The organism is Methylocystis sp. S23, from assembly GCF_054106005.1.
The window spans coordinates 141,315-156,381 of record NZ_CM134185.1 but is presented as its reverse complement, the minus strand read 5'-3'; the positions used below and the strand labels follow the sequence as shown (position 1 = coordinate 156,381).

The 15,067-nt window shown below is 65.0% G+C and carries 13 protein-coding genes; 9 read left to right on the top strand and 4 right to left on the bottom strand.

All coding sequences use genetic code 11. The features are described 5' to 3' along the window. The first annotated feature begins 58 nt into the window (after window positions 1-58). The 8 genes from ACV7JP_RS00730 to ACV7JP_RS00695 all read left to right on the top strand — a co-directional run bounded on the left by ACV7JP_RS00730 (window position 59) and on the right by ACV7JP_RS00695 (window position 8,484). Window positions 59-457, top strand: coding sequence for an ArsC/Spx/MgsR family protein (locus ACV7JP_RS00730; protein WP_457797375.1), 399 nt, complete (start codon window positions 59-61; stop codon window positions 455-457). Between the two features lie 64 nt (window positions 458-521). Next, window positions 522-800, top strand: coding sequence for a DUF1488 family protein (locus ACV7JP_RS00725; RefSeq protein WP_457797374.1), 279 nt, complete (start codon window positions 522-524; stop codon window positions 798-800). 172 nt (window positions 801-972) lie between these two features. Beyond that, the gene (locus ACV7JP_RS00720) at window positions 973-1,941 is read left to right on the top strand and encodes a sulfate ABC transporter substrate-binding protein (protein WP_457799006.1); all 969 of its coding nucleotides are present in this window, start codon (window positions 973-975) and stop codon (window positions 1,939-1,941) included. Beyond that, window positions 1,938-2,801 carry a sulfate ABC transporter permease subunit CysT gene (gene cysT, locus ACV7JP_RS00715; protein WP_457797373.1) on the top strand — a complete coding sequence of 288 codons (864 nt, stop codon included), beginning with the start codon at window positions 1,938-1,940 and terminating at the stop codon, window positions 2,799-2,801. Before ACV7JP_RS00720 ends, cysT begins: the two co-directional genes overlap by 4 nt. After that, entirely contained in the window at window positions 2,794-3,684 is an 891-nt protein-coding gene (gene cysW, locus ACV7JP_RS00710) for a sulfate ABC transporter permease subunit CysW (RefSeq protein WP_457797372.1), read from the top strand. Before cysT ends, cysW begins: the two co-directional genes overlap by 8 nt. Window position 3,685: 1 nt before the next feature. Continuing rightward, window positions 3,686-4,780 carry a sulfate/molybdate ABC transporter ATP-binding protein gene (locus tag ACV7JP_RS00705; protein WP_457797371.1) on the top strand — a complete coding sequence of 365 codons (1,095 nt, stop codon included), beginning with the start codon at window positions 3,686-3,688 and terminating at the stop codon, window positions 4,778-4,780. Then, window positions 4,777-5,580, top strand: coding sequence for a trans-aconitate 2-methyltransferase (gene tam / locus ACV7JP_RS00700; protein WP_457797370.1), 804 nt, complete (start codon window positions 4,777-4,779; stop codon window positions 5,578-5,580). Before ACV7JP_RS00705 ends, tam begins: the two co-directional genes overlap by 4 nt. Window positions 5,581-5,988: 408 nt before the next feature. Beyond that, window positions 5,989-8,484 carry an alginate export family protein gene (locus tag ACV7JP_RS00695; protein ID WP_457797369.1) on the top strand — a complete coding sequence of 832 codons (2,496 nt, stop codon included), beginning with the start codon at window positions 5,989-5,991 and terminating at the stop codon, window positions 8,482-8,484. 62 nt (window positions 8,485-8,546) lie between these two features. Here ACV7JP_RS00695 and ACV7JP_RS00690 read toward each other — a convergent pair whose 3' ends face one another. The 4 genes from ACV7JP_RS00690 to ACV7JP_RS00675 form a co-directional block, all read right to left on the bottom strand. Next, window positions 8,547-9,359 carry a lytic murein transglycosylase gene (locus ACV7JP_RS00690; RefSeq protein ID WP_457797368.1) on the bottom strand — a complete coding sequence of 271 codons (813 nt, stop codon included), beginning with the start codon at window positions 9,357-9,359 and terminating at the stop codon, window positions 8,547-8,549. 76 nt (window positions 9,360-9,435) lie between these two features. Beyond that, window positions 9,436-12,288, bottom strand: coding sequence for an AMP-binding protein (locus ACV7JP_RS00685; RefSeq protein ID WP_457797367.1), 2,853 nt, complete (start codon window positions 12,286-12,288; stop codon window positions 9,436-9,438). A 16-nt stretch (window positions 12,289-12,304) separates the two neighbouring features. Further along, on the bottom strand, window positions 12,305-12,871 hold the full coding sequence (locus tag ACV7JP_RS00680; protein ID WP_457797366.1) for a cold shock domain-containing protein: 567 nt from the start codon (window positions 12,869-12,871) through the stop codon (window positions 12,305-12,307). Window positions 12,872-12,973: 102 nt separating this feature from the next. Continuing rightward, window positions 12,974-13,759, bottom strand: coding sequence for a cyclase family protein (locus ACV7JP_RS00675; RefSeq protein ID WP_457797365.1), 786 nt, complete (start codon window positions 13,757-13,759; stop codon window positions 12,974-12,976). 160 nt (window positions 13,760-13,919) lie between these two features. On the opposite strand from ACV7JP_RS00675, the gene dinB reads away from it, so the two are divergent. Next, entirely contained in the window at window positions 13,920-15,038 is a 1,119-nt protein-coding gene (gene dinB, locus ACV7JP_RS00670; RefSeq protein ID WP_457797364.1) for a DNA polymerase IV, read from the top strand. Window positions 15,039-15,067: the final 29 nt, after the last annotated feature.

The following is a 15,067-nucleotide window of genomic DNA, read 5'->3' as shown; positions in this document are numbered from 1 at the left end:
AAAATGCGTGGCGCGATAGGCCAGCGCCATATCGTCGTCTCACGAGATGAGGGTGCTCATGGCGAACGTCATCTTTTACGAAAAGCCCGGCTGCGCCAGCAACGCCAAACAGAAGGCCTTGCTCCTTGCCTCCGGCCACCAGGTCGACGCTCGCGATCTTCTCAAAGAGCCCTGGTCCGCGTCGAGCCTGCGCCCCTATTTCGGCTCCAAGCCCGTGCCGGAATGGTTCAACGCCGCGTCGCCGCGCGTGAAGTCCGGCGAGGTGAAGCCGGACGCGGTCAATCCGCAGGAGGCCATCATGATGATGATCCTCGATCCGGGCCTGATCCGGCGGCCTCTGATGCGCGTCGGCGATCATTGCGAAGCCGGTTTCGACGCCGACGCGGTGAGCCGTTGGATCGGATTGACGCCCGAGGCGGACGGCGTGTCCGACCGCTGCGCCATGGACGCGGCGTGAACCTCGCGTGGAACAGAACGGCGTCTCGCGGATTTTTTCTTGAACGGAAGCAAGGCGAGCGCCGATGCCGCTGGAACGGATAGATTCCGAGGTCGTTCGGGAAATGAACGGCTTCTCCTTCTCGATGAGAGTCGCGGGCACTCAGCAGACGGTCCGCGTTTTTGTCTCCGACGACGCCCTCGAGGCCGACGATGTCGCCGAGGAGGAGGAGTTGCGCGCCCAATTCGAGTCGGACCGATCCGCGCTCGAGGCGGTGGCGAGCGAGAAATATTGCCTGGGCCGCGTGGCGGCGGACGGCGTTGTCGCGATCTCCTTGTCGGACGTGGTGAAATTCATCGAGTAGCCCTGTGGATAACCCATAAATGGCCCGAAGCCGCGAAAGGATGCTTGCCAAATAGTCTATTCCGACTATAGACTTTGTCGGTCTAATAGATGGAGTAGGATACATGCATCAAGGCAGGGGGCGGCTCAAGGCGCTTTTGCGTGTGCTCGTTGTTTCGGGCGCCGCTTTCGGAATGTTCGTGGAGTCGTCGCTGGGGGCGGCGCTGCTCAATGTCTCCTACGACCCGACTCGTGAACTCTATAAGCAGATCAATCCGGCCTTCGCGGCGGCCTGGAAGGCGAAGACCGGCGAAGCCGTCGAGATTCAGGCCTCTCATGGCGGCTCCGGGGCGCAGGCCCGCGCCGTCATTGACGGCCTCGCCGCGGATGTCGTGACGCTGGCCCTCGCGGCCGATATCGACGCCATCGCGAACAAGACCGGCAAGATTCCCGCGGATTGGCAGAAGCGCCTGCCGAATAATTCCTCGCCCTACACGTCGACGATCGTCTTCCTCGTGCGCAAGGGCAATCCCAAAGGCGTCAAGGACTGGGATGATCTCGCCAAGCCCGGCGTCGCCGTGATCACCCCGAATCCGAAGACCTCGGGCGGCGCGCGCTGGAACTTCCTCGGCGCCTGGGCGCACGGCCTCAAGAAATTCGGCGGCGACGAAGCCAAGACGAAGGAGTTCGTGAAGGCCATCTACAAGAACGCGCCGGTGCTCGATACGGGCGCGCGCGGCTCCACCATCACCTTCGCGCAGCGAAATCTCGGCGACGTTCTGATCGCCTGGGAGAACGAGGCCTTTCTGGCGCTCAAGGAATTCGGCGCCGACAAATTCGAGATCGTCGCGCCGAAGCTCTCGATTCTCGCCGAGCCGCCGGTCGCGGTCGTCGACGGCAATGTCGAGGCGAAGGGCAGCGGAAAGCTGGCGGAGGCCTATCTGAACTTCCTCTATGCGCCGGAGGCGCAGGCGATCATCGCGAAGAATTTCTACCGCCCGGCGCATCCCGAGCACGCGGCGAAGGAGGACGTGAAAAAGTTTCCGAAGATCGAGTTCATCACCGTCGACAAGAGCTTCGGAGGCTGGGCGGCGGCGCAGAAGAAGTTCTTCGCCGACGGCGGCGTCTTCGACGACATTCAGAAACAAGAGCCCGCGAAGTGATCTCCCCGACTTCCGCGAGCCGTAACGCTCGGCGCTTCAAGGCGCCGAGCGTTATTCCCGGTTTCGGCCTGACCTTCGGCTATACGCTGCTCTATCTCGGGCTGGTCGTGCTGTTCCCGCTTGCGGCGCTGATCTGGCGTTCGTCGGGGCTCGGCCTTTCCGGCCTTTATGACATCGCGATGGAGCCGCGCGTCGCGGCGGCCCTGCGCACGACCTTTCTCATCTCTTTCGCCGCGGCGACGGTCGATCTCGTCTTCGGACTCGCCGTCGCCTGGACGCTGACGCGCTACGAATTTCCCGGCCGTCGCCTCCTCGACGCCTTCGTCGATCTGCCCTTCGCGCTGCCCACCGCGGTCGCCGGCATCTCGCTTGCGGCGCTTTACGCGCCCAATGGCTGGTTCGGCGAGCCGCTCGCCGGCGTCGACGTCAAGATCGCCTTCACGCGCTGGGGCATTCTCGTTGCGCTCGTCTTCATCGGCCTGCCCTTCGTGGTGCGCACGGTGCAGCCCATCATCTCCGAGCTCGAAGTGGAGCTGGAGGAGGCGTCGGCCACGCTCGGAGCGGCGCGGCTGCAAACGGTGGCGCGAGTCCTGCTGCCGCCGCTCGTGCCGGCGCTGCTGACCGGCTTCGCGCTCGCCTTCGCCCGCGCCATCGGCGAATATGGATCGGTGATCTTCATCTCCGGCAACATCGCCTATGTGTCGGAGATCGCGCCGCTGCTCATCATCGTGAAGCTCGAGCAGTACGACTATGCCGGCGCGACGGGCATCGCGACCATCATGCTCGCGATCTCCTTCGTCGCGCTGCTCGTCATCAATCTCATTCAGGCCTGGAGCCGGAAGAGGTTCGGTCATGTCTGAGGCCGCCATCGCAACGCCGCGCGCGCTTGCGCAAAAAAAGCTCCGGCCGGTGACGCATGATTCGCCGCTCGCGCGCGCTCTGCTCATCGCCGTCTCGGTTGTCTTTCTGCTGCTCTTCCTCTTCGCGCCGCTCGCCGTCGTCTTCACCGAGGCGGTCAGCAAGGGCTTCGCGGCCTTTCTCGAAGCGTTCAGCGAGCCGGACGCGATCGCGGCGGTGAAGCTGACATTGATCGTCGCGGCCATCGCCGTGCCGGCCAATCTCGCCTTCGGGCTCGCCGCCGCCTGGTCGATCGCGAAATTCTCCTTTTCCGGAAAGAGCCTGCTGATCACGCTGATCGATCTGCCCTTCTCGGTGTCGCCGGTGGTTTCGGGCCTCGTCTATGTCCTTGTCTTCGGCGCGCAGGGCCTCTTCGGCAAATGGCTCTCGGCCCATGGCCTGCAGATCATTTTCGCCGTGCCCGGCATTGTGCTCGCGACGATCTTCGTCACCTTTCCCTTCGTCGCGCGCGAGCTCATTCCGCTGATGCAGGAGCAGGGGACGGTGGAAGAGGAGGCGGCGCTGACCCTCGGCGCTTCGGGTTTCAGGACCTTCCTCACCGTGACGCTGCCCAACATCAAATGGGGTCTGCTTTACGGCGTGCTTCTCTGCAATGCGCGCGCAATGGGCGAGTTCGGCGCGGTTTCCGTCGTCTCCGGCCATATTCGCGGCCTCACCAATACGATCCCACTCCAGGTGGAGATTCTCTACAATGAGTACAACAACGTCGCCGCTTTCGCTCTCTCGGTTCTTCTGGCGGGGCTTGCGCTCGTCACCCTCGGACTCAAAACCTTCCTCGAATGGCGACACGCGGACGCGCTCGCCGCGCGGGGAAGGCGGCACTGACGTGGCGCGTCGCGGCTTCGCCATTCGGGTTGAAAACGTCGCGCAGGATTTCGGCGCCTTCGCCGCGCTGCGCGACGTGTCGCTGGATATTCAGCCCGGCGAGCTCGTCGCGCTGCTGGGGCCTTCCGGCTCCGGCAAGACGACGCTGCTGCGCGTGATCGCGGGCTTGAACAATCCCGATCGCGGTCAGGTCTTTTTCGACGGGCAGGACGCGACCAATCTCCCGGTGCAAGATCGCCGCGTCGGCTTCGTCTTCCAAAACTATGCGCTCTTCAAGCATATGACGGTCGCGGACAATATCGCCTACGGCCTCGCCGTGCGGCCGCGCCGCCTGCGTCCGTCGCGCGCGGAGATCGCCGCGCGCGCGGAAGAGCTTCTGAGCTTCGTGCAGCTCGAGGGGCTCGGCAAACGCTATCCGGCGCAGCTTTCGGGCGGCCAGCGCCAGCGCGTCGCGCTTGCGCGCGCGCTCGCCATCGAGCCGCGCGTGCTTCTGCTCGACGAGCCCTTCGGCGCCCTTGACGCGCGCGTGCGCAAGGATCTGCGCCGCTGGCTGCGCGAGGTGCACAAGGAGACGGAACTGACGACTGTCTTCGTCACGCATGACCAGGACGAGGCCATGGAGCTTGCGGACCGCGTCGTGGTGCTCAATGAGGGCCGCATCGAGCAGATCGGCACGCCGGCGCAGCTCTATGATCAGCCCGCCTCGTCCTTCGTGCTCTCCTTTGTGGGCGAGGCGGTCGCGCTGCCCGTCACGGTCGGCGAAGGCCATGTGAGGTTCGGGAATCGCGAGCTTCACATCGATACGCATGGATTGCGCAACGGCCCCGCCAAGGTGTTCTTTCGACCGGCGGACATCGCCGTGGCTTCGGACGGCGCCGGCGAGCTCGAAGGGCGGGTCGAAAGCCTGCGCCGCACGCCGGCGGGCGTGCGCGCCACCATTGCGATTGACGGCTACGACCAGACGCTCGAAATCGACTCGCCGCTCGATCGCGCCGCCGCGCTGGGCGACCGCGTGCCGCTGTCGCTCGCCAAGGCCCGCATCTTTCCGGCGAATGAGAAGGAAAGCGATTATCTCGACGCAGGGGAGGGCATTTGACCGACGCCGCCAATCTGGCGCCGAGCCGCGCGCGCGACTGGAACTCGGATCTCTATCTGAAATTCGAGGAGGAGCGCACGCGCGCCGCGCGAGACCTGCTCGCGCGCATCCCTTATTGCGAGACGCGGCTCGTCTACGATCTCGGCTGCGGCCCGGGAAACAGCACGGAGCTTCTGACGCGAAGCTTTCCGGGCGCGGAAGTCGTCGGGATCGACAGATCCGACAATATGCTCGCCGTGGCCCGCGCCCGCGTGCCGGCGGCCCGTTTCGTGAAGGCGGACGTCGCGCATTGGGGCCCGCCCGCGCCGGCGGACGTCGTCTTCGCCAACGCCACGCTGCATTTCCTTCGCGATCATCGCAACATGATCGAGCGTCTGCTCGGATCGCTGCGCCCCGGCGGCCGGTTGGCGGTGCAGATGCCGGACAATACGCACCAGCCCTCGCATGCGGCGATGCGCATGGTGGCCGCCGACGGCCCCTGGGCCGATCGCCTCGTCCCGGTCGCGAAATCGATCACGGTCATCGGCCAGCCCGAGGAATATTACGATCTCTTCGCGCCGCTCTGCCGCATGATCGACATTTGGAAGACGGTCTATATCCATCCGCTCAACGGACCTGAGGACGTCGTCGACTGGTTCGAGGGCTCGGGCCTGCGTCCGTTTCTCGATTTGCTGAGTCCCGAGGAAACCAGCGATTTCCTGTCGCGCTATCGCGAGCGCCTCGCGCAGGCCTATCCGCGCCAGCCCGACGGCAAGGTTTTGCTGCGCTATCCGCGCCTCTTCTTCGTCTTGCAGAAGTAAGCCCGATCCACAGCGAGGATGACGTCGCCGTCGCTTCGCAAGGCGGAGCGACGCGTCGATTCCTGCTGGACGTCAGGCAAGAATCGATTCGGCGGCGCGCGCGTTTTTTCGGCGGCGCGCCCAGAATTTCGGCTTGCCAAAGCTCAGCCGCGATATGTAATCCTGTTACATATCGCGGCTGAGGCGGCCATGCGAGCTTATTCCGTCAAGCAGCATGCCCGATAAGGGCGGCTGCAAGTGTGACATTGCTGCAACGTTAAAGGCGCGAAGATCATCTAGTCTATTAATTCCGTAGACAAGATGTTTTTCTTGAGCTTGATTTGACGTAGCGCAGATTTGGCGCGGGAGCTCCATGCGGGCGGCGCGCGATCTGGGACCTGCGGCGACTTAGAAACGAGAGACTGGGGAATGGCGAAGTTGCAGCGACACTTGAAACTCGGGGCCGCGGTCGCGGCCCTGGTGGCGATCTCTCCCGGTTGGGCGATTGCGGAAGAGAAGGCGGCGAACGCTGTCGCGCCGAAGGCGGAGGCGAAGAAGGACGCAAAGGCGGCGAAGGCCGCATCGGGCGCCAAGGCCGGCGACGCCAAACCTGCCGACGCCAAGCCGGAAGAGAAGAAAAGCTATTACGTGCCGACCCGCGGCTATCGCCTGGAGCCGCAGCCGGACATTCCGCCTTATGTGCGCAACCTTGGCAAGACCTATAAGGAGTTCGAGGGGATCGACTGGCTCAATATCGGCCTCGATCAGCGCACGCGCTTCGAATATCGCAAGGACGACTATCGCCCCTGGACGGATACCTCTTCCGTGCCGGGAAGCTCGATTTCCCAGCGCAAATATTTCCCCAACTCGCTCTGGCTCCTGCGGACGCGCGCCTATATCGGCGTGCAGAACATTCTCGATCCCTTCCGCTTCGTCGTCGAGTTTCAGGATTCCCGCGCGCTCAACAGCATCTATGAATATCAGGGCCAGGAGATCAACGAGACCGAGCTGCTCTCGGGCTATGGCGAACTGTATTTCAAGGATGCGTTCGGCAAGGACGATCGCGGCAATGACCGCCCGCTGATGGCTCGCGCTGGCCGCTTCCATTTCGAAATTTTGGACCGCCGTCTCATCGCCGAGAACGAGTTCCGCAACACGACGAATAATTTCGAAGGATTCCGGGTCAAGATCGGCAAGAAGGACAATGACTGGGATCTCGACTCCTTCGTGATGCGGCCGGTGATCCGCTATCCCTATCAGTTCGATCGGCCCGACTGGCAGACCTGGGTTTACGGCAGCGTGCTGAGCGTCCGCCGCTGGTCGGAATATGCGACGATCCAGCCTTACTTTCTGGGGCGCAAGCAGTTTGCCGACTGGCTGAACCCGTCGAACGCGCTCAAGCTCCCGCGCGAAACCTATGCGCCGGGCGTCCGCATCTATGGCGTGCTCGGCAATTTCGACTACGACTTCGACATCAACAAGCAGTTCGGTTACGCGGGCGAATTCGCGGCGATCGGCGCGAATACGACCGCCGTGCAGCGCACGGTGCAGCTCGATGCGATCGCTTACGGCATCGAAGCGGGCTACACTTTCTCCGATCATCCCTGGAAACCGCGCATCAGCGCCGTCTACACTTACGGCTCGGGCAATAAGAGCCCCTTTGACAGCGTCACCCAGAACTTCGACATCTTCTACGGCTTCAACCAGCCCTTCTCGCGCAACGACTATATGGCGTGGAACAATATGAAGGCGCCGAAAGCGCGCCTTGAATTCTCGCCGGTGAAGAATCTGCTGATCGACACCGCCTTCGGCGCCTATTGGCTGGCGAGCGCCGCGAACCCCTGGGAGCGCGCCAATCTTTCCGCGCCGCTTGGAAACAGAGGCACTTTCATGGGCACGGAATTCGACTTCCGCGCCCGCTACAAGCTCTCGCAGTTCATCAATCTGACGGCGAGCTATGCGCGCTTCTGGCCCGGCAGCTTCACGTCGAGCTTCGCGCCGCCGGTGGCCTTCCAGCCTTATTTTCCGCAATCCTTCCCGGGCCAGACGGGAACGACGAACGGGCTCACGGCGCGACCGACGGACTTCTTTTATCTCGAAGCGAGCTACAACGCCTTCGGCGACGGTCAGCCGATCGCGAAGGATCCCGCCTCGCAGCTTTGGGAGGGGATTGGCCCCAATGCGAAGGAGGCGAAGCCCCCGAGCTGGCGCGACGTTTATGTGGGCCTGAACGGCGGCGGCGCCTGGTCCAGCCCGGCGTCGAGCGTGACGGTCGCGCCCTTCGGCCCCGCGCCCGCGAGCGCGCCGGTCGCTTTCGCGGCGGCTCCGCGCGACCTGTCCGCCAATCTCTCCGGTTTCGTCGGCGGCTTCCAAGTCGGCACGAACTGGCGGTTCGACAGCAATATCGTCGCGGGTCTCGAAGCCGATCTTCGCGCCGTCTCCGGCAATACGGACGGCTCGTGGCAAACCAACGCCATCCCGTCCGGCGCGAATGGTTTCGTGAATTACAGCCAGCGCACCACGACGCTGAACTATCTCGGCACGCTGCGCGGCCGCCTCGGTTACCTCGTGACGCCGACGGTGCAGCTCTATGGCACGGGCGGCATGGCCTATGGCGGCGTCACCTCCAACACCGCGCTGCTCACGCGCCGCGCGGCGGGAACGAACGTCACAAACGCCACGGCGCTGTTCCAGGACTCGCTGATCGGCTGGACGGCTGGCGGCGGCGTCGAATGGGCCTTCATGCCGAACTGGTCGGTGAAGGCGGAATATCTGCGCTACGACCTGGGCGCTTCCCACGCCTGGGCCGCCGCGGCGCAGCAAAACGGCTTTTACGCCTACACCGTCAACACCAGAACGAAGTTCGACGGCAACGTCGTCCAGGCGGGAATCAATCGCCATTTCGACATGCTTGCGAAGGATTGAGTAAGCGTGACCCCCAAGCAGGCCGGAAGCGAAAGCTTCCGGCCTTTTTCTTGGCCGGAACGCTATCGTCCCTCGCTGAGCCTGGTCGCGAAATAAGCGAGCGTTCTGGCGTAGACCTGCGCCTTGTTCCATTCGAGGAAGACGGGAAAATTCGGCTCGCCCTCCGCCCAGCCGGCGCCCGGTCGCCAGCCGTTTCCTCTCAAGAAATTTGCGGTCGAGGCCAAAGCGTCGGGCGTCGATCTGATGAGGTCGCGGCGTCCGTCGCCGTCGAAATCGACGGCGTATTTCAGGTAGGAGGAGGGCATGAACTGCGTCTGTCCGATCTCGCCCGCCCAGTCGCCGCGCATCTGCGTCGGGCTCATGTCTCCGCGCTGGACGATCCTGAGCGCTTCCTTCAGCTCCTCGGTGAATTGCCCGGAGCGGCGGCAATCATAGGCGAGCGTCGCGAGCGCCTGCATGGTCCGGAAATTCCCGTTGTCGGCGCCATAGCCCGTCTCCAGCCCCCATATGGCGACCAACACCGGGCCTGGCGCGCCGTAGCGCGCCTCGATCCGTCGCAAGAGTTCTCCATGACGCTGCAGCATCGCGCGCCCGCGCGCGACGCGCGTCGGCGTGACGAGGCGCGCGGCGAATTTCTCGAAGGACAGCTTGAAGACTCTCTGCCCCCTGTCGCGGGAGATGATCGCGCGGTCATAGACGACGCCCGACAGGGGGGAATCGAGCGTGCGCTCGGAAATTCCTTCGGCGGCGGCTTCGCGCCTGAAATTCTCCAGCCAGGCGCCGAAGCCGTCAGCCGCGTTTCCGCAAGCGGCGGCGCTCCCCGCGCTTACGGGCGCCGCGAGAATCAGCGCGCTCAGAACCAATCGAATTTTCATTTCCCGGAAATCCTCGCCCGCATCGCTTCGGCGCCAAGTTAACGGCGCGACGGCGGGCGCGGCAAGGCCCGGCGCATCAGCCCCGCCGAATCGGGGCGGGCTTCGTCAACGTATCCATGTCGGGCTCGCCGCAGAGCGCCAGCACCGCTTCTCGCGCAGCGTCGCGCAGCTTCAATATTGACGCGAAATCGGTTCCTTCCGGCCGTATCGGCGCGCCCATCTCGACGGCGAGAGCCGCCCGGCGCGGAAACCATTGCTCGCCCCGCAGCATGGATCGCGTGCCGCGCAACGCGCCCGGCACGACGACGAGGCCCGCTTCGGCGGCGATCTTGAAGGCGCCGAGGTAGAAGCCGGAGAGGCCCGCCCTTCGCGTGAACGTGCCTTCGGGGAAGAAGACGAGATTTCGCCCGCTTCGCGCGGTCGCGACGAGCGCCTCCACATCGGCGAGGCTTCCCGCGACGTCGAATCGCTCGACGAACTGGACGCCGAGCCGGCGCAGGAAAGGTCCCGCGAAAATCTGCGTCGCCAGCTCCTTCTTCGCGATGAAGGCGGGCTCTCCCGGCAAGGTGGCCGTGAGGAGGATAGCGTCCGCATAGCTCGAATGATTGAAGACGAGCACGGCTCCGCGCGTCGGCGTCGCCGCCATCCCGGCCGTGGAAACGGGAATCCGCATGAGGGCGAGCGTCGCGCGGGCGATCCTTCTGATGAAGGCCCAGCGGCGCGCGAGCCCCGGCAGCGTCATGACGCCGAGCCATGCGATCGCATAGCCGAGCGCGGCGGCAAGCCACCACCAAAGCGCATAGAGCGTGCTTCCCGCCCGCGCGCCGAGCCGCCGGAGCAGGGGGCCGGCTCCCGAAAGCGCCAGACGCGACAATTGCAGCCACACGGCCTGCCGCCGCGCGCCGAGGCGGCCTTGCTCATACAGCGCCTTGGCGGCGCTCCTGCGGATCTTGCCGCTCGACGTCTTCGGCACGGCGCGAGGCGGGACGAGCACGATCTCGTCCGCCACCGCGCCGCTGATGTCGCGCATCGCCTGCTGCGCCTTCGCCGCCAGCGCCGCGCGGACCGCCGCGTCGGTCTCGGCGGTCTCCGCGACGACGATCACGCGTTCGGTCGCCGAGCGGGGATCGGCGGCGCCGAAGACCGCGACGCAGCCTTTGCGAATCCCGGGAATGCGCGCGATCGCCTCCTCCATCTCCTGCGGATAGAGATGCCGGCCGGCGCGGATGATGATGTCCTTGATGCGCCCCGTGATGAAGACGTCGCCCTTCGCCATGTAAGCGCGATCGCCGCTGTCGAGCCAGCCGTCACGGATAAGCTCGCGCGTCTTCGCTTCGTTCCGGAAATAGCCGACGGTGGCCGAAGGTCCGCGGAATTCCAGCCGGCCTTCCTGCCGCTCGCCCACTTCGCGGCCATTGTCGTCGACGATCCTGATCTCGTGACCGGGCAAGGGCTGGCCGCTCGCGACGAACTCCATCGCGCGCGGATCGTCCTCCGCCGCCGGCTGCGCGCGTCCCCGCTTCATGAGCGCGTCGCGGTCGACGCGATCGATGACCGGCGCGCGGCCTGTCGGCGGAAAAGCGAGACCCACGGCGCTCTCCGCGAGCCCGTAGACCGGCGCCATCGCCTCGCGCCTGAAGCCGTAGCGGCCATATCTCTCGCAGAAGCGGCGCATCGTATGGACGCTTACCGGCTCGGCGCCGTTCGCCACCATGCGCAGCGAGCCGAGATCGAGTCCGTCGAGGCCGGCGTCGTCGATCTTGGTCACGCACAGCTCGAAGCCGAAATTGGGCGACGCGCTCAAGGTCGCGCGAAAATGGCTCATCGCCCATAGCCAGTTCGCGGGACGCGCCAGGAAGCTCAATGGCGACATGACATAGAGCGGCGCGGCGTAATAGAGGCTGCCGAGCCAGGCGCCGATCAGCCCCATATCATGATAGAGCGGAAGCCAGCTCACAAAGACGTCGGACGAGCGCGCGCCGATCGCCGCGCCCATCGCGCGAATATTGGCGAGCAGATTGGCGTGGCTGAGGACAACGCCTTTCGGATCGCCCGTGCTGCCGGACGTGTATTGAATGAGCGCCGTGCGCTTCTCGTCTCGCGGCGCGGGCAGGGGACCCTCGGCGGTCGCCGAAATTCTCGCGCAGCTTTCGACGGCCTCCAGCGTTTCCACTTGCGCCCGCAGCAGCGCGGCGAGACTCAGGCCCTCCGGCAGGGTGACAAGGATGCGCGCGCCGGCGTTTCGCAGAATGCCGGCCTGCCGGCGCAGATGATCCTCGATCTGCGAGAGCCGCATGGGCGGATAGATCGGCACGGGCGCGGCGCCGGCATAGAGAATGCCGAAGAAGGTCGTGAAGAAGTCGAGGCTCGTCGGCAGCATGATGGCGACGCGGTCGCCGGGCGCGATGTCGCGCGCAATCAGTCCAGCGGCGACGCGGCGCGCCTTCGCCGCGAGCTCGCCATAGGTGAGGGCGCCGATGATTGTGCGGTCGTCCTCCAGCACGGTGAGATGAAGCCTGTCCGGATGATGCGCGACATGCCATTCCAGCGCATCGATCAGGGTGCGGGCGTCCGCCGGCGCATCGGCCGCGGGCAAGGGCGGCGCGGCGGCGACGACGGGCGCTTCATGCAAGACGCCCGACGGCGCCTGCGCGAGCGCCGTCAGGATGTCCTTGACGGTTTCGGCTTGGCTTACGGCGTCGAAGGGAAGGCGGGTCGAGAAGCTGCGCTCGATGCGCGCGCTCAGCTCCGCGCGCGCGAGACTGTCGATCCCGAGGTCTTGCTCGAGCCGGCTGTCGGCCGAAATCAGAAGCGCGCCGACCTGCTTTGGGCGCAGCTCCCGCACGAGTCCTTCGATCAGCGCGAAAAGAATGGCTTCCTTCGATGGGCCGCTCGGCGACGTCCGTTGCGCGTGGGGGCTCGTGTCCATGAGGCGGCCGCCGCCGCTAATCCGGCGCGCGCTCGGCGAGCGGCGTCACGCGGCTGGCCTGCGGTCCCTTCTCTCCTTCTTCCTCGATGAAATTCACGCGGCCGCCGAGCTGCAAATCATCGAAGCCCGGCTCCGAGACGCTGTTGCGATGGAAATAGATTTCCCGCCCATCGTCGCTTTCCAGAAAGCCGTAGCCGTCGCCGCGCATCAATTGCTTCACGACGCCCACGGGGGACGAGGCGTGACGCTTGACCTCGCCGCGCATGCGGCCCACCTCCTCCTGCAACCGCCGCTCCGCGCGATCGAAGGCGTCGTTGAGCGCATATTCGAAGCGCTGAAAGCGCTCGTCCATCTGCGGCGTGCGCTCGACCGAAACCTCGCGATCGTCGGGCAGGCTGAGATAGATGCGCACCTCGTAGAGTCCGCCCGTCCGATGGCGTCCGCTCGGCGCCTTGACCGCGACGCGGAGCCAAGTCATCCGCCCATAGCGCGCTTCGAGACGGTCGATGCGCCGCATGATCTGATCACGAAACGCCTCGGAGGGCTCCATGCCCTGGAAATCGATTTGCGGCGCGGTTTTCATGGGCGGCTCCCTCTCGGAAATCCTGGGCCTCCGCCAGTAGAGGTAGTTCGCTAGAGGCTTCGGACCAGAAGCGGCGGCCGGCCAAGCTCGCCGCGCCGCGCTTTACTCATAGAGAAAGGCGACGACGCGCGCCGGCGCGGCGGAGGCGCCCTTCAGGCGCAAGGGGAAGACCGCGACGTCGAAGCCGTGACTCGGCAATTGGTCGAGCCCGCGCAATTGCTCCATCTGCCAATAGGGCTTGCGGCGTCCGACGAGATGGCCCTGCCAGAACAGGGTTGCGTCGTTTTTCTCCTTCGCCGTCTTGATCTGTCGATGGAAAGGCAGATCCCAGCCCCATTGATCGACGCCCATCACCAGCACGCCGCGATCGATCAGCCATTCGGTCGCCGCCGCGCTCATGCCCGTGCCGCTCTTCCAATATTCCCGCTTTCCCTGAAGCCGGTCGCGTCCGGTTCGAATGAGCGCGATGACGCCATGTTCCAGCACGGCGCCGCTCGCGGCGAGACTTTCCGCCATGTCGTCGGCGGTGATCTCCTCGCCTTCGGCCTTGTGGCGCATGTCGAAGACGACGCCGGGGCCGTAGCAGAGATCGAGCGGCATTTCGTCGACCGTCGCGGGGCGGCCGCCATCGGCGAGAGTCGGACCGTAATGCCAGGGCGCGTCGATATGGGTGGTGGCGTGGACGCCCATCCTGGCGATGGTGTCATCCCCCCATCCGGCGAAATCCTTCGGGAAGAGACGGAAGGGCAGCCCGAGCGCGCGCACCAGCCAGCGCGCCTTCCAATGCGCGTGACGCCGAATCTTCACGCGCATGAAGAACGGGTCTTCGCGATTATAGGCGATCTCCTTGGAGAGATCGACGATGCGGCTCGGCCGGGGCCTGCTCATGCGTAACGTCCTTGCCTCGCGGCGCCCCGCGCGAACCGGCGGCGCCCATATCCGACATGCGGTCTTCCCATAATAGCAGTCGGGGCGTTTGTCGCGCTTGTCCTCGCGCTTCGAAAGGCCGTTTCCGGCAAGTGACGCCGGCGCCATATAATGGCGCGCCATGAGCGGACGCGACGCGACGAGCGGAGGGAGCGAGGCGGCGGGCGGGAGCGCGCGCCCGCGCAAGATCATTCATATCGACATGGACGCTTTCTATGCTTCCGTCGAGCAGCGCGACAATCCCGAGCTGCGCGGCAAGCCTGTCGCGGTCGGCGGCGCGCGCGAGCGGGGCGTGGTGGCCGCGGCGAGCTATGAGGCGCGCAAATTCGGCGTGCGCTCGGCCATGCCCTCCGTTACGGCGCGGCGCAAATGCCCGGAGCTTATTTTCGTGAAGCCGCGCTTCGACGTCTATCGCCAAGCGTCGATGCAGATTCGCGCGATCTTCGCCGAATATACGCCGCTCGTCGAGCCGCTCGCGCTCGACGAAGCCTATCTGGATGTGACGGACAATCTCAAAGGCGTCTCCTCCGCGACGCGGATCGCCGAGGAAATCCGCGCGAAGATCAAGGCCGCGACGAGCCTCACCGCTTCCGCCGGCGTCTCCTACAACAAATTCCTCGCCAAGATCGCCTCCGACCATAGGAAGCCCGACGGGCTCTTCGTCATCACGCCGGAAATGGGGCCGGCCTTTGTCGAGACGCTGGAGGTCGGCCGCTTCCATGGCGTCGGTCCGGCGACGCGCGAGAAGATGAACCGGCTCGGCGTCGCGACAGGCCTCGATCTCAAGGCGCAGACGCTCGAGTTTCTTCAACGACATTTCGGCAAGGCGGGCGGTTATTACTATTGGATCGCGCGAGGCGTCGATCATCGTCCGGTGCGCGCCGACCGCATTCGCAAATCGATCGGCGCCGAAAACACTTTCTTCGAGGATCTGTTCGCTTACGAAGCGGCGCGCGCGTCGCTGGCGCCGATCGTCGCCAAAGTCTGGCGCGCCGTCGAAGACGGGCCGGTGCGGGGGCGAACCGTGACTTTGAAAGTCAAATTCGCCGACTTCCGGCAGATCACGCGCTCGCGAACCTGCGAAAGCGCGATTGCCTCTCTTGGGGAATTCGAGGAGATCGCCTTCGCTTTGCTCGGATCCGTGTTTCCGGCGGATAGAGGCGTTCGGCTTCTGGGGATCAGCCTGTCCGGCCTGGAGCGGGCGCGACCGAGCTCTCAATTGAATCTCGATTTAACGTAAATTTTAGTTCGGAACCGGCCAAGCTTGCT

Excerpts from the sequence above, each read along its gene's own strand:
- ACV7JP_RS00730 (WP_457797375.1), top strand. The coding sequence starts at position 59 with ATGGCGAACGTCATCTTTTACGAAAAGCCCGGCTGCGCCAGCAACGCC.
- ACV7JP_RS00725 (WP_457797374.1), top strand. The coding sequence starts at position 522 with ATGCCGCTGGAACGGATAGATTCCGAGGTCGTTCGGGAAATGAACGGC.
- ACV7JP_RS00720 (WP_457799006.1), top strand. The coding sequence starts at position 973 with ATGTTCGTGGAGTCGTCGCTGGGGGCGGCGCTGCTCAATGTCTCCTAC.
- cysW (WP_457797372.1), top strand. The coding sequence starts at position 2,794 with ATGTCTGAGGCCGCCATCGCAACGCCGCGCGCGCTTGCGCAAAAAAAG.
- ACV7JP_RS00695 (WP_457797369.1), top strand. The coding sequence starts at position 5,989 with ATGGCGAAGTTGCAGCGACACTTGAAACTCGGGGCCGCGGTCGCGGCC.
- ACV7JP_RS00690 (WP_457797368.1), bottom strand. The coding sequence starts at position 9,359 with ATGAAAATTCGATTGGTTCTGAGCGCGCTGATTCTCGCGGCGCCCGTA.
- ACV7JP_RS00685 (WP_457797367.1), bottom strand. The coding sequence starts at position 12,288 with ATGGACACGAGCCCCCACGCGCAACGGACGTCGCCGAGCGGCCCATCG.
- ACV7JP_RS00680 (WP_457797366.1), bottom strand. The coding sequence starts at position 12,871 with ATGAAAACCGCGCCGCAAATCGATTTCCAGGGCATGGAGCCCTCCGAG.
- ACV7JP_RS00675 (WP_457797365.1), bottom strand. The coding sequence starts at position 13,759 with ATGAGCAGGCCCCGGCCGAGCCGCATCGTCGATCTCTCCAAGGAGATC.
- dinB (WP_457797364.1), top strand. The coding sequence starts at position 13,920 with ATGAGCGGACGCGACGCGACGAGCGGAGGGAGCGAGGCGGCGGGCGGG.